The sequence below is a fragment of the Mycobacterium sp. pR1184 genome, assembly GCF_041287235.1.
Lineage (GTDB): Bacteria > Actinomycetota > Actinomycetes > Mycobacteriales > Mycobacteriaceae > Mycobacterium.
Map to the genome: position 1 here is coordinate 82,889 of NZ_JBGGKR010000019.1, position 17,705 is coordinate 100,593.

Annotated in this window: 17 protein-coding genes; 11 read left to right on the top strand and 6 right to left on the bottom strand. The window is 65.0% G+C overall.

From position 1 onward, the window contains the following. The first annotated feature begins 96 nt into the window (after window positions 1-96). Together ACAG21_RS26315 and ACAG21_RS26320 are read left to right on the top strand one after the other, a co-directional pair. Window positions 97-1,287, top strand: coding sequence for a PPE family protein (locus tag ACAG21_RS26315; RefSeq protein WP_370499192.1), 1,191 nt, complete (start codon window positions 97-99; stop codon window positions 1,285-1,287). Window positions 1,288-1,421: 134 nt separating this feature from the next. After that, a complete protein-coding gene (locus ACAG21_RS26320) occupies window positions 1,422-1,826 on the top strand; it encodes a hypothetical protein (RefSeq protein WP_370499193.1) in 405 nt (134 codons plus the stop codon). Window positions 1,827-1,841: 15 nt separating this feature from the next. On the opposite strand, the gene ACAG21_RS26325 is transcribed toward ACAG21_RS26320, so the two are convergent. Both ACAG21_RS26325 and ACAG21_RS26330 read right to left on the bottom strand, forming a co-directional pair. Next, the gene (locus ACAG21_RS26325) at window positions 1,842-2,771 is read right to left on the bottom strand and encodes a histone deacetylase family protein (protein ID WP_370499194.1); all 930 of its coding nucleotides are present in this window, start codon (window positions 2,769-2,771) and stop codon (window positions 1,842-1,844) included. 117 nt (window positions 2,772-2,888) lie between these two features. Beyond that, a complete protein-coding gene (locus ACAG21_RS26330; RefSeq protein WP_370499195.1) occupies window positions 2,889-4,043 on the bottom strand; it encodes a glycerate kinase in 1,155 nt (384 codons plus the stop codon). Between the two features lie 247 nt (window positions 4,044-4,290). Between ACAG21_RS26330 and ACAG21_RS26335 the strand changes: the two genes are divergently transcribed. The 4 genes from ACAG21_RS26335 to ACAG21_RS26350 are packed head-to-tail and all read left to right on the top strand — an operon-like array spanning window position 4,291 to window position 8,604. Next, window positions 4,291-5,148: a hydroxypyruvate isomerase family protein gene (locus tag ACAG21_RS26335; RefSeq protein WP_370499196.1), complete on the top strand. Its 858-nt coding sequence runs from the start codon at window positions 4,291-4,293 to the stop codon at window positions 5,146-5,148. Then, complete coding sequence (locus tag ACAG21_RS26340; protein WP_370499197.1) at window positions 5,145-6,038, top strand: 2-hydroxy-3-oxopropionate reductase; 894 nt, start codon at window positions 5,145-5,147, stop codon at window positions 6,036-6,038. Before ACAG21_RS26335 ends, ACAG21_RS26340 begins: the two co-directional genes overlap by 4 nt. Continuing rightward, entirely contained in the window at window positions 6,035-7,828 is a 1,794-nt protein-coding gene (gene gcl / locus ACAG21_RS26345; RefSeq protein ID WP_370499198.1) for a glyoxylate carboligase, read from the top strand. Before ACAG21_RS26340 ends, gcl begins: the two co-directional genes overlap by 4 nt. Window positions 7,829-7,842: 14 nt before the next feature. Next, window positions 7,843-8,604, top strand: a complete 762-nt coding sequence (locus ACAG21_RS26350) for an IclR family transcriptional regulator (RefSeq protein ID WP_370499199.1) — start codon at window positions 7,843-7,845, stop codon at window positions 8,602-8,604. A 7-nt stretch (window positions 8,605-8,611) separates the two neighbouring features. On the opposite strand, the gene ACAG21_RS26355 is transcribed toward ACAG21_RS26350, so the two are convergent. Genes ACAG21_RS26355 through ACAG21_RS26365 form a run of 3 tightly spaced genes read right to left on the bottom strand, consistent with a single transcriptional unit; the run spans window position 8,612 to window position 11,143 of the window. Continuing rightward, window positions 8,612-8,911: a PE family protein gene (locus ACAG21_RS26355; RefSeq protein WP_370499200.1), complete on the bottom strand. Its 300-nt coding sequence runs from the start codon at window positions 8,909-8,911 to the stop codon at window positions 8,612-8,614. A 19-nt stretch (window positions 8,912-8,930) separates the two neighbouring features. Beyond that, window positions 8,931-10,100 (bottom strand): pyruvate kinase, encoded by a 1,170-nt coding sequence (gene pyk / locus ACAG21_RS26360; RefSeq protein WP_370499201.1) that lies wholly within the window; start codon window positions 10,098-10,100, stop codon window positions 8,931-8,933. A 17-nt stretch (window positions 10,101-10,117) separates the two neighbouring features. After that, a complete protein-coding gene (locus ACAG21_RS26365; protein WP_370499202.1) occupies window positions 10,118-11,143 on the bottom strand; it encodes a 2-dehydropantoate 2-reductase in 1,026 nt (341 codons plus the stop codon). A gap of 154 nt (window positions 11,144-11,297) precedes the next feature. Between ACAG21_RS26365 and ACAG21_RS26370 the strand changes: the two genes are divergently transcribed. The 5 genes from ACAG21_RS26370 to ACAG21_RS26390 all read left to right on the top strand — a co-directional run bounded on the left by ACAG21_RS26370 (window position 11,298) and on the right by ACAG21_RS26390 (window position 16,351). Beyond that, window positions 11,298-12,386: a Re/Si-specific NAD(P)(+) transhydrogenase subunit alpha gene (locus ACAG21_RS26370; protein WP_370499203.1), complete on the top strand. Its 1,089-nt coding sequence runs from the start codon at window positions 11,298-11,300 to the stop codon at window positions 12,384-12,386. Next, the gene (locus ACAG21_RS26375; protein WP_370499204.1) at window positions 12,383-12,700 is read left to right on the top strand and encodes an NAD(P) transhydrogenase subunit alpha; all 318 of its coding nucleotides are present in this window, start codon (window positions 12,383-12,385) and stop codon (window positions 12,698-12,700) included. Before ACAG21_RS26370 ends, ACAG21_RS26375 begins: the two co-directional genes overlap by 4 nt. Then, a complete protein-coding gene (locus ACAG21_RS26380; protein ID WP_370499205.1) occupies window positions 12,693-14,081 on the top strand; it encodes an NAD(P)(+) transhydrogenase (Re/Si-specific) subunit beta in 1,389 nt (462 codons plus the stop codon). The genes ACAG21_RS26375 and ACAG21_RS26380 overlap by 8 nt, the downstream gene beginning before the upstream one ends. A 91-nt stretch (window positions 14,082-14,172) precedes the next feature. Beyond that, window positions 14,173-15,348: an NAD-dependent formate dehydrogenase gene (locus tag ACAG21_RS26385; RefSeq protein ID WP_370499206.1), complete on the top strand. Its 1,176-nt coding sequence runs from the start codon at window positions 14,173-14,175 to the stop codon at window positions 15,346-15,348. Window positions 15,349-15,679: 331 nt separating this feature from the next. Next, window positions 15,680-16,351, top strand: a complete 672-nt coding sequence (locus tag ACAG21_RS26390; protein ID WP_370499207.1) for a GntR family transcriptional regulator — start codon at window positions 15,680-15,682, stop codon at window positions 16,349-16,351. On the opposite strand, the gene ACAG21_RS26395 is transcribed toward ACAG21_RS26390, so the two are convergent. Continuing rightward, the gene (locus ACAG21_RS26395; RefSeq protein WP_370499208.1) at window positions 16,315-17,676 is read right to left on the bottom strand and encodes an OFA family MFS transporter; all 1,362 of its coding nucleotides are present in this window, start codon (window positions 17,674-17,676) and stop codon (window positions 16,315-16,317) included. The two genes, ACAG21_RS26390 and ACAG21_RS26395, sit on opposite strands and share 37 nt — an antisense overlap. Window positions 17,677-17,705: the final 29 nt, after the last annotated feature.

Below are 17,705 nucleotides of genomic sequence, written 5' to 3' on the forward strand. Positions count from 1 at the left end.
ACAGCAAAGTCCACCGTCACATACTGTATACAGTCAGCAATCGACCATCCCCGCGCGCGGCGCATCACACCGCATGACGGCAAGACGGGACACGACATGGATTTTGCGGTACTGCCACCGGAGGTCAATTCCGGCCGGATGTATTCGGGCCCGGGGCCGGCGACGTTGCTGGCCGCCTCCACCGGATGGGCGGAATTGGCCGTTGAGATGCACCTCGCCGCCGCCAGCTGTGAAGCCGTAGCCGTCGCGCTGATCAACGAATCGTGGTCGGGACCCTCGTCGGCAGCCATGGCGGCGGCTGTCCTGCCTTACGCCGGATGGGTGCGGACCGTCGCGACCCACTGCGAGGAGGTCGCCACCCAGGCCACCATCGCGGCGAACGCGTACGAAACGGCTTATGCGATGACGGTGCCACCACCGGTGATTGCCGCTAACCGACTCCGGTTTACCGCACTGATCGCCGGCAACCTGCTGGGCCAGAACACCCCCGCCATCATGATCGCCGAGGCCGAGTACAGCGAAATGTGGGCCAAGGACACCACCGCGATGTACGGCTACGCCGCCAATTCCGCTAGTGCTCTGCGCCTTTGCGCGTTCTCCCCTCCCCCGCAGCCGGGTGGTCCCGGCGGTGACCGGGGCGCCGGCACGTCGGCACCGGGCGAAGGGGTGCCGCTGGCATCGTCGGGAATTTCCGCCCCATTCGCGATGCTGTCGCGAACGGCGAAGACCTCCACTCAAAGCGTCTCGACCGGCACGGGCGCCGGCATGCAGGCGGGCTCGCAGCTGGCGAGCACGATGGTCCGGCTCGCCGACGTCGACGGCAGCAGCGCGCCCGAAATCGGGACCAGTGCACTGGGTTTCGGTTCCGACGGATTCGGTCTGAGCACCGATATCAGTGGATTCGCTCTCGATCTGGCCGGCTCCGGTCTCGAATTAGTCGGTGGCGATTCACTTTTGGGGGCAGAGGAGGCAATTCCGGCCGAGATCGGCACGCTCGAATCGATCGATCCGCTCGCTGACCCGTTTTGGGGTGGAATCGGCGGCGAACCGACGGCCGGGCTCGGTCAAGCCGCCCAACTGGGAACGTTATCGGTACCGCCGAGTTGGGCCCCTGCGCTCTCGGCGGGTGCCGATAATGCGGGCTCACATACTGTTGCGCCGGCGGCACACCACGGTTCTTCGCACGGAGGCGCTCATCGTCACGGGGGCATGGTGTACCGCGACGCCGGCGCCCACCGGGTGGGCGTGCGCTCCGCGCTTGTCCCGCGATCGCCAATCGGCGGGTGAGGCTGGGCAGAGGCGCACGGTATTCGTAAAACTGATGGGGTCCTTCACTATTCGTCATAGCAGCCCAATCCCAACCTTCTCGGCGGTGGGTACATTTAAGGAGCAACGCCGCGAACGCGACCGGAGGTGATCCGATGATACGGCCATCATTTGCCGACGCGTTACGCGAACTGCTCTTCTGCCGGCACCGCGCCGTCGACGACGTGATGAACGCATTCTTCGCCCAGGACTACGAGCACCGGGACAATGGAAAGACGTTGACTCGAGCCGAGTTCGCGGAGCTTGTCGCGATCGCGCGCACAGATGTGACACACGGTGAAGTCTTTACTCTCGAAGAATTCCGCTTCTGGAACCGCTATGCCGCCCGTTTGGTGCTGCGGGTCCACAAAGTTGACGAGTCGACCGTGCACGTCGAAGCCTATGCCATCGGTCAGTACGCGATCGACGGCCGTTTCCTCAGACTCAATCAAGCCCGGTTCGTGGTCCCCAACGCTGAAGAAGTTGCGGAGCAGTCACTGCGATCGCAACCCGTGGCCTGACCCTCGGCACGCGCACTAACCCTTCATCAGCTCGCCGACGTGGGCCGCGACAGAGTCCGTTAGCCCTTGAAGGTCGTAGCCGCCTTCTAGTACCGCTACCAACCTTGCATCACAATGCTTTTCGGCCAGATTCATCAGTTCCCGCGTCGCCCAGCCGAAGTCGTCGGCGGTCATCGTCAGTGAGCCGAGGGGGTCACGATGGTGTGCGTCGAATCCGGCGGACACCAAAATGAGCTCCGGTGCGAAGCGGTCGAGCGCCGGCAGTATCCGCTGCTGAAAGGCTTCGCGTAGCTGCGCCCCACCGTCGCCGGCCCGCAGCGGGGCGTTGAAGATATTGCCGACTCCCGTCTCCGCTACCGCGCCGGTGCCCGGGAACAGCGGCATCTGATGGGTGGACGCATACAGCACGTCGGCATCGGAGTAGAAGATCTGCTGCGTGCCGTTGCCATGGTGCACGTCGAAGTCAGCGATGGCCACGCGTGTCACCCCGTATTTGTGCTGTGCATACCGTGCGCCGATGCTGATGTTGTTGAACAGGCAAAAGCCCATCGCCCGTTCGGTTTCGGCGTGATGACCCGGGGGCCGGCATGCGACGAACGCGTTCTGGGCCTGTCCGGTCAGCACGCCGTCGATCGCCTGTAGCGTGCCACCCACCCCGCGCAGCACCACTTGCCACGTCGATGGGTCCATCATCGTGTCGCCGCCGTCCAGATACACGTGGCCTTCGGCCGGGCGCGCGGCGTCCAGCTCGTCCACGTAACGGTCGGAATGCACATAGCGGGTCGCCGCGAGATCGGCCGGCTCGGCGTGCTGCCGCACCAGCGGGTCGAAGTGCGGCTGACTCAGCACGGCTTCCACCGCGCGATAACGATCCGGGCGCTCGGGGTGACCGCGCGCGGTGTTGTGGTCGGCGAAACTGGGATGGTGTAGCAGCAGGGTGGCCATGAAGGGGACCTCGTTTCGGTCGTGAGCGCCATCACCGCGGAATACTGTATGCATCGATAGTAAGGCGTCGGATCGAGCACGTCAGTCCGAGGGCTGCCGTCTGATCGATTCTGGGTATCAGCCCGGCCTGATCAGTGATTCGGTGCTCTCCCGAATCAGCCGTTCGGTGGCCAGCGACAGTAGGTCGGCGGCATTCTCGGTACACCGAGAGAGATCGGGCTCGAGTTCGTTGAGTGTGCGCACCGCCGTGAAGCCCGCCGCTCGGGCCGCAGCGCCGGTCAGGGTCGACACCCCGGCGATAGCGAAGGTCGGTATGCCGTAGGTGTGCGCGCGACGGCACACACCCACCGGTGCCTTGCCGCGTAACGATTGATGATCGAGGCGCCCCTCGCCGGTGACGACCACCGTGGCACCCGGCAACCTTTGATCGAGCTCTACGAGCTCGAGGATCATGTCGATGCCAGATCTCATGCGTGCGTGCAGCACGGCGAGCGCGGCGAAGCCCACTCCGCCCGCCGCTCCGGCCCCCGGCGCGTCTCGGAAATCGGCGCCCACCACGGTGCCGACGACGTCTGCCCATCGGGTGAGGTTACGGTCGATGTGTGGAATATCGTTGGCCAGCAATCCTTTTTGTGGCCCGTAGACCTCGGCGGCTCCGAACGGCCCGCACAACGGACTGTCCACGTCGGCGGCCAGTGTGACGGTGGCCGCTTGAAGTAATGGATGCAATCGGCTCAGATCGACATGACCGACGTCGGCGAGCCCGCCGGCGCCCGATGCAAGCGGATGGCCTCGGTGGTCCACGATTTCGGCGCCCAATGCCATCAACATCCCGGCGCCGCCGTCGGTGCTGGCGCTCCCGCCGACGGTGATGACGATGTCGCGGCATCCGTCGTCAAGTGCTTGGCGCACCACCGTGCCCAGTCCGTAGCTCGACGCCGTCGCCGGCGCAAGCTCAGCGCCTGGAAGCCGTTGCAGGCCACAGATATCGGCCATCTCGATGACGGCCCGAGTGCCCTTGCGGGCATACGCGGTGCGCACCGGCACACCGGTCGGTCCACAGGCGTGGGCTTCGACTCGTTCGAATCCGGCCGCCAGGACCGCGTCGAGGGTGCCTTCTCCCCCGTCGGCCACGGCGCACAGCACGGGGGTCAACCCGGGGTTTGACCGGCGCACCCCCTGCGCCATCGCGTGGGCGGCCTGCTGTGCGGTCAGCGAGCCCTTGAACTTGTCCGGCGCCAACACGACGTTGCCCCTCATCACCGAAGCCATCCCATCACTGTCGAGCCGCGCGCTGGACTGACGGACAACCTGGCACACGCGACGCTTTTCTGTCAAAGCGCCGTAAACGCTACTCCCAGCGTTAATCGAAATGACTTATCAACGTTGACAATTCGCGTTTCCAGCGTCGCGCCGTTTCTTGACAGGGGCCGATCGCGTCGCCTTGACTTAATTTCGTAATTCGATGGGGTGATTCCACGATCCGGAATCTGTTCTTCACGACGAAGGAAGGACATCAATGGCTGCTGCCACGTATACGGTGAATTGCTCGATTCTTTTCACCGACTTGCCGGTGCTGGAACGCCCGGCGGCGGCTCGGGCCGCCGGTTTCGAAGCTGTGGAGTTCTGGTGGCCGTTCATCGAGGCGGCGCCGCCCGTGGCGGACGTGCAGGCCTTCGTCCGCGCCATCGAGCAGGCGGGGGTGCAGCTGTCCGGACTGAACTTCTTCGCCGGCTACATGGCCGGCGGCGACCGAGGCATCCTGTCGGATCCCGCCCTGACCACTGAATTCCGCGACACCGTGCGCGTTGCCATCGACATCGCCGAAATTTTGGGCACGCGCGCCTTCAACGCCTTGTACGGCAATCGCATCGAGAACGTAGCGCCCGACGTGCAAGACGAGGTGGCAGCCGCGAACCTCGCCTATGCCGCGCAAGCCGCCGAGCGCATCGGCGCGACGGTGCTCGTCGAGCCCGTCAGCGGCGCGCCGCGCTACCCTCTCGAGACCGCGGACGACGCCGTCCGGGTCATCAACCGCGTGAACGCGGAGTCGGGTACCACCAACCTGCGCCTGTTGGCCGACCTGTACCACCTGTATGTCAACAACGACGACGTGGTCCACGCGCTGCTGTCCAACCACGAACTCATCGGGCACATTCAGATCGCCGATGCGCCCGGTCGTGGGGAGCCGGGAACCGGTGAAATTCCACTCGGCGACTACTTCTCGATGCTGGGGCCGCAATACAGCGGTTACATCGGCCTGGAATACAAGGCTTCTCGGCCCGACACCTTCGACTGGCTGCCCCCGGCCGAGCGGGGTCGTGGCGGCTTCAACATCGAATCATTGAAAACACTGACAGGAACGAGGAACCGGTGACGAGGATCGGCTTTATCGGGCTGGGGATCATGGGTAATCCGATGGCCTGTCATCTCGCCCGCGCCGGCCACACCGTGTTCGGATACAACCGGTCGCCCGGTCGCGCCGCGGCGCTGGTCGAGGCGGGCGGAACCGAGGCGCACTCAATTGCCGAGGCCGTCAAGGACGCCGAGGTGGTGGCGGTGATGGTGCCCGACTCACCCGATGTGCAGAGCGTGTTGCTCTCCGACGACGGCGTTTTCGCCCACGCGCAACCGTCGACCTTGGTGATCGACTTCTCCTCCATTCGCCCCGACGTCACCGCGGACCTGGCCGCCCAGGCCACCGAACGGGGACTGCGGCTGATCGACGCGCCGGTGTCCGGCGGTGAACCCGGTGCCAAGAACGCGTCCTTATCGATCATGGTCGGAGCCACCGAGGACGACTTCGCCGCTGCCAAACCCTTTCTCGAGGTCGTGGGCAAGACGATCGTTCATGTCGGCCCCAATGGGGCGGGTCAGACGGTCAAGGCCGCCAATCAGCTGATCGTCGCGGGCAACATCGAACTTCTCGCGGAGGCCATCACGTTTCTTCGCGCTTACGGCGTCGACCTGGACGCGGCGGTCAAGGTGTTGGGCGGCGGGCTGGCCGGATCGGCGGTGCTCGACCAGAAGGCGCCAAAAATGTTGACCCGCAACTTCGATCCCGGATTCCGGATCGAGCTGCACCACAAAGATATGGGCATCGTCACCGGTGCGGCCCGTACGGCCGGTGCGGCCATACCGCTTGGCGTCGTCGTCGCGCAACTGATGGCCTCCGCCCTGGCCAACGGGGACGGTGCGCTGGACCACTCCGGCTTGCTGCGTGGCGTCGAACGCCTCTCGGGATTGCAGGAAGGCCAGACCCGATGACCCGGATGCGCACCGTCGACGCGGCAGTCAGAATCCTTGAAATAGAGGGTGCCACACAAGCATTCGGTTTACCCGGCGCGGCGATCAATCCGTTCTATTCGGCGATGCGCGCGCATGGCGGGATCCGGCATGTGCTGGCCCGCCATGTCGAGGGTGCCAGCCACATGGCCGAAGGGTATACCCGTGCGGCAGCGGGCAATATCGGCGTGTGTATCGGAACCTCCGGTCCCGCGGGCACCGACATGGTCACCGGATTGTATTCGGCCAGCGCCGATTCCATACCCATCCTGGCGATCACCGGTCAGGCTCCGGTCAACAAGCTGCACAAAGAAGACTTTCAGGCGGTCGACATCGCGGCGATAGCGGCTCCCGTGACGAAGATGGCCATGACGGTGCTCGAGCCCGGCCAGGTTCCCGGCGCCTTCGCGCAGGCATTCCATTTGATGCGCTCGGGCCGACCCGGCCCGGTATTGATCGACCTGCCCATCGATGTTCAACTGGCCGAAATTGATTTCGATCCAGAGGCTTACACGCCCCTTCCGGTCTACAAACCGAGGGCCACCCGCACGCAGATCGACAAAGCGCTCGACATGCTGGTCGCCGCGCAGCGGCCCCTGATCATCGCCGGCGGTGGGGTCATCAACGCCGACGCCGCCGAGCTGCTGGTCGAGCTGGCCGAACTGCTGCATGTTCCGGTGGTGCCGACGTTGATGGGATGGGGCACCATCCCCGACGATCATGAGCTGGCCGCCGGGATGGTCGGATTACAGACCGCCCACCGGTACGGCAATGCCACCCTGCTCGAGTCGGACTTCGTCATGGGTATCGGTAACCGGTGGGCCAACCGCCACACCGGGGGGCTCGACACCTACCGGCGCGGGCGGCGCTTTGTGCACATCGACATCGAACCCACCCAGATCGGCCGGGTGTTCTGCCCCGACCTCGGCATCGTCTCCGACGCCAAGGCGGCCCTCGAGCTGCTGGTCGCCGGGGCCGCCGAGCGGCGCTGCGCCGGCACCCTGCCGGACTGGTCCGGTTGGGCGCGCGACTGTCTCGACCGCAAGAAGACGATGCACCGCAAGACCCACTTCGACGACATCCCCATCAAACCTCAACGGGTCTACCAGGAGATGAACCGGGTCTTCGGGCGTGATGTCCGCTATGTCACCGCAATTGGGCTCTCCCAGATCGCGGGCGGTCAATTTCTACAGGTCTTCAAGTCGCGGCACTGGATCAACTGCGGTCAGGCCGGGCCACTGGGTTGGACGGTGCCCGCCGCCCTCGGAGTGGTCGCAGCCGACCCCTCCGCCATCGTGGTGGGGCTGTCGGGCGACTACGACTTCCAGTTCCTGATCGAGGAACTCGCCGTCGGGGCGCAGTTCAACCTGCCCTACGTCCATGTCGTGGTCAACAACTCCTACCTCGGGCTGATCCGGCAAGCTCAACTCAATTTCGACATGAACTACTTCGTTTCCTTGGCCTTCGACAACATCAACGCCCAGGAATCGGGTGATACCGATCTACCCAAGGGATACGGCGTCGATCACCGGCAAGTGGTGGAAGGATTGGGCTGTAAGGCAATTCAGGTCACCGATCCGGCCCTGATCGCGACCGCGCTCACCCGGGCCCAGCAACTCGCACGCGAACACAAAGTTCCAGTGGTGGTCGAGGTATTCCTGGAGCGAATCACGAACATCGCGATGGGAACCGAGATCGACAACATCACCGAACACAACGAGCTGGCCGCCACCATCGATGACTCGCCCACCGCGGCATTGCTGTACGACTAGTTCACGTTGACCCGATGAGCGACCGCACCGGCGGAGTCCAGTCGGTCGAGCGGGCATTCGGGCTGCTGGAGATTCTCGCCGCGATGGGCGGGACGGCTTCGCTCGCCGAGCTCGCCACCCGGGCTAACCTGCCGCAGCCCACCATGCACCGACTGGCACGTACGTTGCTTTGCATGGGATACCTTCGACAGCTTCCCAATCGGCATTATTCGTTAGGGCCCAAGCTGATTCGTTTAGGCGAGAGTGCGGGACAACTCGTCGGCATGTGGTCGCGTGTCCAGCTGAGCGAATTGGTCGACCGAACCGGCGAGACCGCGAACATGGCCGTGCTGGACAACGACATGGCCGTCTACGTCGCCCAGGTACCCTCGCCGCACTCCATGCGGATGTTCACCGAGGTAGGCCGGCGGGTCTACCCGCATTGCACCGGGGTGGGCAAAGCACTGCTGATGCAATTGCCCGATGAGGCAGTGCGGGCCCTGGTGGGCCGGACCGGCATGCCGGCGTCGACCCCCCGCTCGCATACGACGGCCGACGCACTGCTGCAGGACATCACGTCGTGTCGTGCCCGGGGCTATGCCCTCGACGAGGGCGAGCAGGAAATCGGCGTGCGCTGCTTCGCCGTCCCGGTGCCCGACGCCCCGTCGCTGACGGCCATCTCGATCTCCGGCCCCGCGGCCCGGGTCACGTTGAAGTCGGCGGCAACGGTCACCCCGCTGCTGAAGCGGGTGGCTCGTGAGATCGCCTCGGAGTTCGACAAAGGTGCCGCCGGCTGAGCACTCGTCAACCCGCACCGATCGTGTTCGCCGCCTCAGTCGCGGCGTAAGACTCGGCACTGGCCGCAAAGGCCGAAACCAGCATTTCGTGCACCGCAGCGCCTTGGGCGCTGATGGACCGATACAGCTGCGCGTGCATCGTGAATTGAGCTGCGACGATCGCCGACACCTCGTCGGCGGCCGCCGGAACCACCCCGGCGGTCGGGCCGGCAGCGGCCGCGCGCTGGGAATCCATCGACGCGCCGATCGCACCAAGTTGCGATGCCGCACCGGCCAGTGCCGCCGGCTGGACGTTGACGAATGACATACTTTGTCCCCCTTAGCTTTTAGGTGAGAACGGTGGACGGCGCCGCGCCGGCGACGGCGTGACGCATCGCAACCACCCTCAGCCGCCGACGCACCAGCCGCGCCGCGGCCAGTACCAGGTCGGCCAGGAAGTCGCGACGACGGTCCGAACGGCCGGTCCACTGCGGCGCTTCACCACGGTCGATCGCGGCCTCGGCTTCTTCGACGATGCGCGCCATGGTGGTCACGGTGTGAGCCGGGTATGCCCCGACGCTGGTTTCCGCGGAAAGCATCACCGCGTCGGCGCCGTCGAGAACCGCATTGGCCACATCGGAGACCTCCGCCCGGGTCGGCCGCCGATCGGAGACCATCGAGTCGAGCATGTGCGTGGCCACGATCACCGGCTTGGCGGCATCGCGACACAACCGGATGACCCGCTTTTGCACCAACGGTATTTGCTCTAGTGGCATCTCGACGCCGAGGTCGCCGCGGGCCACCATCAAGCCGTCGAAGGCGTCGACGATCGCCGGCAGGCACCTGACTGCCTCCGGTTTTTCCAATTTGGCGATCACGGGCACCCGCCGGCCGACCTCGCCCATCACGGCATGGGCCAGCCGCGCCTCCTCCGGCGCACGCACGAACGACATGGCGACCATGTCCACGCCCAGCTCCAGCGCGAACTTCAGATCGTCAATGTCTTTGTCGGACAAGGTCGGAGCGCTGACGGCGACACCGGGCAGGGAGATACCCTTGTTGTCGCTGACCGGTCCGCCATGGATCACCTCACACCCGATGTCGGCGCCATTGATCTCCACCACTGCCAGGTCGATTCGGCCGTCGTCGACGAGCAGCCGATCGCCGGTTCTGACATCCGATGCCAGACCACGGTAGGTCGTGGAGACTCGGTCGTGATCGCCGGGACAGGCGTCGGTGGTAATCGCGACTTTCTCCCCGGTGCTCCAGACCACCGGCCCACTGGCGAACCGGCCCAGCCTGATCTTCGGCCCCTGCAGGTCCGCCAGCACCTGCACCGCGCGGCGACGCTGACCCGCGATCTGGCGGACCAGGTCGTAGTACGCCGAATGTTCCGCATGCGTGCCATGGCTGAAATTCAAACGCGCGACGTCCATTCCGGCATCGACGAGTTCGGTCAGACGGGGCGCTGTGGCCGTCGCGGGCCCCAGCGTGCAGACGATCTTGGTGGTACGCATCCCAGGTTTCCTTTCCCTCAGCGCAGGACGGCTTGAGGTTGTTGAGGCGAATACGCGGTACCGCGTGGCGGTGTCACGCCAGCGGTACGGGCGAGCAGCTCGGTGGCGGCGTGGACCGTGCGAAGCGTCGGTGCGGTCGCTTTGGTCAGGTCGGCGAGCTCTACCACCGCGGTCACGATCGCGTCGAGTTCCAACGGCTTACCCGCTTCGAGGTCCTGCAGCATGGAGGTCTTGTGGTGGCCCACCTTCTCGGCGCCCCGCAACCGCGTCTCGATCGAGATATCCGGCGTGCTGCCCAATCTCGCGGCGATGTCCAGGGTTTCCTCCATCAGCGCGGTCACCACCCGCCGGGTGTTCGGGTCCTGGCACATCTGCACCATCGTCGATCTGGTCAACGCACTGAGCGGATTGAACGCCACGTTGCCCATCAGCTTTATCCAGATGTCGTTGCGCAGGTCCGGCTCCACAGGGCACTTCAGCGCACCGGCGACCATCGCATCGCTCAACGCCCTACACCGCGCGGAGATCTCGCCGGAGGGCTCGCCGATCGAAAAGCGGGTGCCTTCGAGGTGACGAACCACCCCGGGAGCCTCCAGAACGGTCGCCGGATACACCACGCAGCCAATCGCTCGCTCCGGAGACAGCACGGCGCTGGTGGCGCCGCCGGGATCGACGGCTTCGATCCGGTGCCCTTGATATGGACCCGGCAGTTGGTGGAAGTACCACCATGGAATGCCGTTCTGCGCGGCCACGATCGCGGTATCCGGACCGAGCAGGGGCTCGACCAGCGGACCGCAGGTCGGATAGCTGTGCGCTTTGAGCCCCAAGAAGACGTAGTCGACCGGGCCGACCTCGGCCGGCGAGTCCGTCGCAGCGGGATGCGCCACGAAGTCGCCGCGCGGGCTGCGCACCCGCACACCGTTTCGTTGGATGGCTCGCAGGTTGTCGTTTCTCGCGATCAGGTGAACGTCGGCGCCGCCACGGTAGAGCGAGGCGCCCCAATAAGCGCCGATAGCTCCGGCACCCACGACTGCAATTCTCATCAAGTCTCCTGTCGCTTCCCGCATGCAGTGAGTCGCCCAACGGTGTGGGCAGGAACGTCATTATTATTGCATACAGTATGCGATCTGGGTATGTTGTACCCATCGCGCTGCCGGTGCCGAAGCGCACCTTCCGGCCAATCCAGGGAAGAGAGATATGTCTGCTATCGGAGTGCCTCGCGAAATCGCCCCTGGCGAAAGCCGAGTCGCACTAGTGCCCGGCGTCGTCGGCCGCTTACGGGCCGCCGGCCACCACCTCGTCGTCGAAACCGGGGCCGGCGACGGCGCCTTGATTCGCGACGAGGACTACCGCAAAGCCGGTGCCGTCATCGGTGATCCCTGGTCGGCAGACGTCGTGGTCAAGGTCAATCCCCCGACCGACGCCGAGATCGGCCGGTTGAGGCAGGGCAGCCGACTGATCGGTTTCCTGGCACCGCGTACCCGGCCCGAGCTCGGCGAGCAACTACGACGGGCCGGCGTCACGGCCTTCGCCATGGAGGCAGTGCCCCGGATATCACGGGCCCAGACCATGGATGCCCTTTCCTCCCAGGCCAACGTCGCCGGATACCGGGCCGTGCTCTGCGCGGCGCAACACTCGACACGCTTTTTCCCGATGATGACGACGGCCGCCGGAACGGTAAAGCCCGCAACGGTTTTGGTGCTCGGAGTCGGAGTCGCCGGACTGCAGGCGCTGGCCACGGCCAAACGCCTGGGCGCGCGCACCACCGGGTTCGACGTGCGCCCCGAGGTCGCCGAGCAGGTGCGATCTCTGGGCGCCAGCTGGCTCGACCTCGGCGTCATGGCGGCCGGCGAGGGCGGGTACGCGCGCGCCCTGACGCCTGCCGAGCAAGACGAGCAGCAACGCCGATTGACCGACGCCATTCCCGGATTCGACGTGGTCATCACCACCGCTCTGGTCCCCGGCCGTCCCGCACCCCGACTGGTGACCGCCGACGCGGTGAGCCGGATGCGCAGCGGCAGCGTGGTCGTCGACCTCGCGGGCGAGGCGGGGGGCAACTGCGAACTCGCCGTGCCGGGAGAGACGGTGCGGCGCCACGACGTCACGATCACCGCGCCGCTGAACCTTCCGGCCAGCATGCCCGAGCACGCCAGTGAACTTTACGCACGCAACATTTCGGCGCTGCTGGAACACCTGCTCGACGGCGCGTCGACGCCCGATCTGTCCGACGAGATTCTCGGCGCGTGCTGTGTCACCAAGTCCAACGAACTGACGGAGATCCGATGACACTCGTGGCCAACCTCGCGATCATCACCCTGGCGGGCTTCGTCGGTTTCGCGGTGATCTCCAAAGTACCCAATACCCTGCACACCCCACTTATGTCCGGTACCAACGCCATTCACGGCATCGTCCTGCTTGCCGGTCTGGTGCTGCTGGGGCAGTCGGCCACCGACACATTCGACCGGCTGTTGCTGGTCGTCGCCATTGCCTTCGGTGCGATCAACGTGGTCGGCGGCTTCTTAGTCACCGACCGCATGCTCAGCATGTTCAAGAAGAAACCCAACGCCCAGCCCGGAAAGGTTGCGTCAGTTCGTGAATGAACTCATCGCGGTTGCATACATCGTCGCGTTCGCACTGTTCATCCTTGGCCTGACGGGCCTGACCGGACCGCGAACCGCGGCGCGCGGCAATGTGACTGCCGGCGTCGGTATGACGATCGCCATCGTGGCCACCCTGCTGACACCGGGCACCGGTAACTGGTTGTTGATCACGTTCGGGCTGGCCCTCGGATCGATCATCGGCGTTCCCGCCGCGAAACGGGTCAAGATGACCGCGATGCCGCAGATGGTGGCGCTGTTCAATGGCGTGGGCGGCGGCGCGGTGGCCCTGGTCTCCTGGGTGGAGTTTCGCGACACGCACGGCTACGCCGGGACGGCGGCCTACGTAACCATCGCGTCGCTGTTCGCCGCCATTGTTGGATCGCTTTCGTTCTGGGGATCGCTGATCGCGTTCGGAAAGCTACAAGAAGTGCTGCCCGGCAGGCCAATTGGACTGGGCCGTGCGCAGCAGCCACTCAATCTGGTGCTGCTGCTGGCCGCCATCGGCTGCGCGGGGGCCATCGGCTCGGGCTATCGAGCACCCCTGATGTTCGTCGGGATATTCGTCTTCGCGGCCGCGCTGGGCGTCATGGTGGTGCTGCCCATCGGCGGAGCCGATATGCCGGTGGTGATCTCACTGCTCAACGCGCTGACCGGACTCTCCGCGGCGGCAACCGGACTCGGGCTGGACAACACGGCGATGATCGTCGCGGGAATGATCGTCGGCGCGTCGGGAACCATCCTGACCAACCTGATGGCCAAGGCGATGAACCGCTCCATCCCCGCCATCGTCGCCGGTGGTTTCGGTGCCACCGGCGCCGAAGCCAGCGGCCACGGCGGATCCGCCGACCAATCGGTGCGGCAGACCAGCGCGGCCGACGCCGCATTGCAGATGGGCTATGCCAGCCAGGTGATCATCGTGCCCGGTTACGGGATGGCCGTCGCACAGGCCCAGCATGCGGTGCGTGAGATGGCCGGCCTGCTGGAGGGACGCGGTGTGCAGGTTCGACATGCGATCCATCCGGTGGCCGGCCGCATGCCCGGACACATGAACGTGTTGCTCGCCGAGGCCGACGTGCCCTACGAGCAGCTCAAAGAAATGGACGACATCAACGGCGAATTCCCCCGTACCGATGTGGCCCTGGTAATCGGCGCGAACGACGTGACAAATCCTGCGGCACGGTCGAATCCAGCCTCACCGATCTACGGCATGCCCATCCTGGACGTGGATCAGGCCAAGTCCGTCATCGTGCTCAAGCGCTCCATGAATCCCGGCTTCGCCGGCATCGAGAACGAGCTGTATTTCAACCAGAAAACCTCAATGTTGTTCGGCGATGCGAAGGCATCCGTCGACGAAATCACCCAGGAACTCAAGGTTTTGTGACGACACGGCCGCATGGCCCAGACTTGACCGCCACATCAGCGGGGCGGCAGGAGAAGCGCCGAGGATCGGCGGTAAGAAAGGAATCGAGTCCATGTCCAAAGTGGTGTGTGTGCTTTACGACGACCCGGTAACGGGGTATCCCACCGAGTTCCCGCGCGACGGCCTGCCGAACTTGGACCGTTACCCGGACGGGCAGACGCTGCCGACACCGTCGGCCATTGATTTCACCCCGGGCGCGCTGCTGGGCAGCGTCTCCGGCGAACTCGGACTACGCAAATACCTCGAGAGCCTCGGTCACGAGCTGGTGGTGACCTCGGACAAAGAAGGGCCGAACTCGGAGTTCGACCGCCACCTTGCCGACGCCGAAGTGGTTATCTCACAGCCATTTTGGCCGGCATATTTGACCGCCGAGCGGATCGCGCGCGCCCGGAAACTCAAGTTGGCGGTCACCGCCGGCATCGGCTCGGACCACTACGACCTGGATGCGGCGATCGATCATGGCATCACGGTCGCGGAGGTCACCTTCTGCAACAGCATCAGCGTCGCCGAGCACGTCGTGATGATGATTCTGTCGCAGGTCCGCAACTACCTGCCCTCGCATCAATGGGTCCTCGACGGCGGGTGGAACATCGCCGACTGCGTGCAGCGGTCCTACGACCTGGAGGGCATGCACGTCGGCACGGTCGCTGCCGGCCGCATCGGTCTGGCCGTGCTGCGCCGACTCGCGCCGTTCGACGTGCACCTGCATTACACGGACAAGCACCGGCTGCCGGCAGAGGTGGAAAAGGAACTGAACCTGACCTTCCACCCCAGCGTGCAGGACATGGTGCCGAACCTCGACGTCGTCACGATCAACGCGCCCCTGCATCCCGAGACCCGGGGACTGTTCGACGACAAGCTGCTGGGAACGATGAAACGTGGTGCCTACCTGATCAATACGGCGCGAGCGCTGATCTGTGACCAGGACGCCATCGTGCGGGCGCTGAAGAGCGGTCAACTGGCGGGCTACGCCGGCGACGTGTGGTACCCACAACCGGCACCGGCCGACCACCCGTGGCGCAGCATGCCCTACCAGGGCATGACACCGCATATCTCGGGTTCCACACTGTCGGCGCAGGCCCGATATGCGGCCGGCACCAGAGAAATCCTGGAGTGCTACTTCGGCGGCAAGCCGATCCGCGACGAGTACCTGATCGTCGACGGGGGTGCGCTGGCCGGTGTCGGCGCACGGTCGTACACCGCGACTGCGAAGTCGGGCGCGGCCTAGCGAAGGCAGCAGGCGCCGCCTGGCCGGCGGCGCTGGGCACGGGGTTGGTGAGCAGATCGATTGCTCGCCAACCCCGTTGCCGTTGTGCGACCACGGCGCCCACCCCGCTGCCCCGACGCCGAGCCGCCTCGGTATCGTGTATGCAATCTTGTGAGCGCCAGCACCTGGGCTTGGAATATGCTGCGTACTTCACAGGGTCGAATGCGCGAACTGCGGCCTTGTGGATTGTATGCTGTGTACGAAATCGTCACGACGATAACTATCGGTTGACCAGGATGGGAGCGGGAACTCCATGGCCAGCAACGGCGTAGCCAGCAAAGCTGGGTCGCGGATGAAGCTAGAACGTCCCGCCCCGCTGCGCGAGGCAGCCTACGAGGCGTTGATGGAGCTGATCATCACCCGCGAGCTGCGCCCCGGCCAACATCTGGTCGAGAACGAATTAGCCGCCCAACTCGGAGTGAGCCGCCAGCCGATTCGCGAGGCATTACAGCGCTTGCAAAGCGAGGGGTGGGTCGATCTTCGTCCCGCGTTGGGCGCATTTGTGCACGTGCCAACCGACGCCGAAGCCGACGAGTTGTTGGGTGTGCGCACCCTACTCGAGGCCGAGTCGGCCCGGTTAGCGGCCCGCGCTGCCAAACCTCCACAGGTGGAACATCTCTGGGACCTGCACCGAAGCGGCGAGAAAGCACTCGCCGGCGGCGACAAGGAAGGTCTTGTCACCGCCAACGATGCCTTCCACTCCTATATCGTTGCCATGTCGGCCAATAGCGTGCTGGCCAACCTCATCGGCCAGGTCGGCCGTCGGGTGCGTTGGTACTACCAACCCATCGCTCTAGCCCGAGGCAAAGATGCCTGGGATGAGCACGCCGAGCTGATCGAGGCTATCGCCGGACGTAGCGGCAAGCGTGCCGGAGACCTGATGCGCCGCCACACCGAGCGGACCCGCGAGATTTACCATCAGCGACGTCAAGAGGCGGCCGACGGCGCCGAGGGCGTGGCCTGACCCACCACCCGGGAAACCGTCAGATCCGTTGTCCGGCGTCCTGGCTGGCGCAACAGCGCCGCGGTGGCGGCCGAGAGTAACGCGCTCGCCGCGGCCACCCAGTAGGCACCGGTGTAGCCCCACGCGTCAATCACACTGGCGCCCACTCCAATTCCCATGATGGAGCCGACCAGCTTGGCACTGTAGACGATGCCGTAGTTGCTCGCGTTGTTGTTCTCGCCGAAGTAGTCGGTGGTCAACGTCGCGAACAGCGGGTAGAAGGCACCACCGCCGAAGCCGACCAGGACGGCAAAGAAGATGAAGGCGATTTCGTTTTTGGCAAGCCCCGTGTAGAGCAGACCGATCAGCGCGACGACCGACACCAGCAACACAACCAGCAACGTCTGCTTACGGCCGATCCGGTCCGAGACGAATCCGGTCGCCGTGCGACCGACGCCGTTGATGATCGAAAGCGCCCCCGCCGAAGACGCCACGATCATCGCACCGAAGCCGAGGTGTTTGGCGAACGGAACCATGTAACTGATGCCGAACAGCGAGACACCGGTCGTGATCCCCAACGACAACCACATCAGCGGGAGCATGCCCGTTTTGACGGCTTCCATCGGGCCGTACTGACGAACGGCAGGCGGGTTCTTCCTGAGGCTTCTGGCGTTGGAGCTGGCCGCAGCGTGCTGCAGCGGGTCGACATCGGCCGGCCACCAGTTCTTCGGCGGATCTTGGAAATACGCGCCGCATACCGCGACAACCACCAGCATGAAAGCGCCTACCAGGTCGAGCACCCATACATAGGTGTTGGGATTGAGCGCATAACTGAAAATAAATATGAATGGCACTGCGCCGTAAGCGAACCCGCCGCAGACGAAGCCCGTTTTGGCGCCGCGCCGTTCGGGGTACCACTTGCCGACGATCGTGATGCCCGTCGAATACACCAACCCGACGCCGCAGCCGCCACACACGGCGAAGCCGAGGAAGGCCACGATCAGATTGCTGCTGTGTGCCACGGCGACGAACCCGACTGCCGACAGCACGGCTGCGGCCAACATCGTGGAGCGCGCGGAGGTGACGCCTTTCTCCCTGAGCCGGCCGGCGGGGTAGGCAACGGCGGCCTGAAACACCGCCCAGATCGAGAGCAGCCAGAAGGTCTGCGAAAGGGTCCAGCCATGAGCATGGCGCAAGGTGTCAGCGGCTGCGCCGTAGCCGTATTCGAAGACGCTGACCGCCATCATCGCGATCCACGGAAGCCAGACCATGGACGCTCGGGATCTGCCGAGCAGATCTCGATCGGTTTCGCCGATGCGGTAGACGCGACCGTTTGCATCGGTCACCTCGCGATATGTTGCGAGAGTTGAGGACA

Coding starts and splice junctions, on each gene's coding strand:
- ACAG21_RS26315 (WP_370499192.1), top strand. CDS start 97: ATGGATTTTGCGGTACTGCCACCGGAGGTCAATTCCGGCCGGATGTAT.
- ACAG21_RS26320 (WP_370499193.1), top strand. CDS start 1,422: ATGATACGGCCATCATTTGCCGACGCGTTACGCGAACTGCTCTTCTGC.
- ACAG21_RS26325 (WP_370499194.1), bottom strand. CDS start 2,771: ATGGCCACCCTGCTGCTACACCATCCCAGTTTCGCCGACCACAACACC.
- ACAG21_RS26330 (WP_370499195.1), bottom strand. CDS start 4,043: ATGGCTTCGGTGATGAGGGGCAACGTCGTGTTGGCGCCGGACAAGTTC.
- ACAG21_RS26335 (WP_370499196.1), top strand. CDS start 4,291: ATGGCTGCTGCCACGTATACGGTGAATTGCTCGATTCTTTTCACCGAC.
- gcl (WP_370499198.1), top strand. CDS start 6,035: ATGACCCGGATGCGCACCGTCGACGCGGCAGTCAGAATCCTTGAAATA.
- ACAG21_RS26350 (WP_370499199.1), top strand. CDS start 7,843: ATGAGCGACCGCACCGGCGGAGTCCAGTCGGTCGAGCGGGCATTCGGG.
- ACAG21_RS26355 (WP_370499200.1), bottom strand. CDS start 8,911: ATGTCATTCGTCAACGTCCAGCCGGCGGCACTGGCCGGTGCGGCATCG.
- pyk (WP_370499201.1), bottom strand. CDS start 10,100: ATGCGTACCACCAAGATCGTCTGCACGCTGGGGCCCGCGACGGCCACA.
- ACAG21_RS26365 (WP_370499202.1), bottom strand. CDS start 11,143: ATGAGAATTGCAGTCGTGGGTGCCGGAGCTATCGGCGCTTATTGGGGC.
- ACAG21_RS26370 (WP_370499203.1), top strand. CDS start 11,298: ATGTCTGCTATCGGAGTGCCTCGCGAAATCGCCCCTGGCGAAAGCCGA.
- ACAG21_RS26375 (WP_370499204.1), top strand. CDS start 12,383: ATGACACTCGTGGCCAACCTCGCGATCATCACCCTGGCGGGCTTCGTC.
- ACAG21_RS26385 (WP_370499206.1), top strand. CDS start 14,173: ATGTCCAAAGTGGTGTGTGTGCTTTACGACGACCCGGTAACGGGGTAT.
- ACAG21_RS26390 (WP_370499207.1), top strand. CDS start 15,680: ATGAAGCTAGAACGTCCCGCCCCGCTGCGCGAGGCAGCCTACGAGGCG.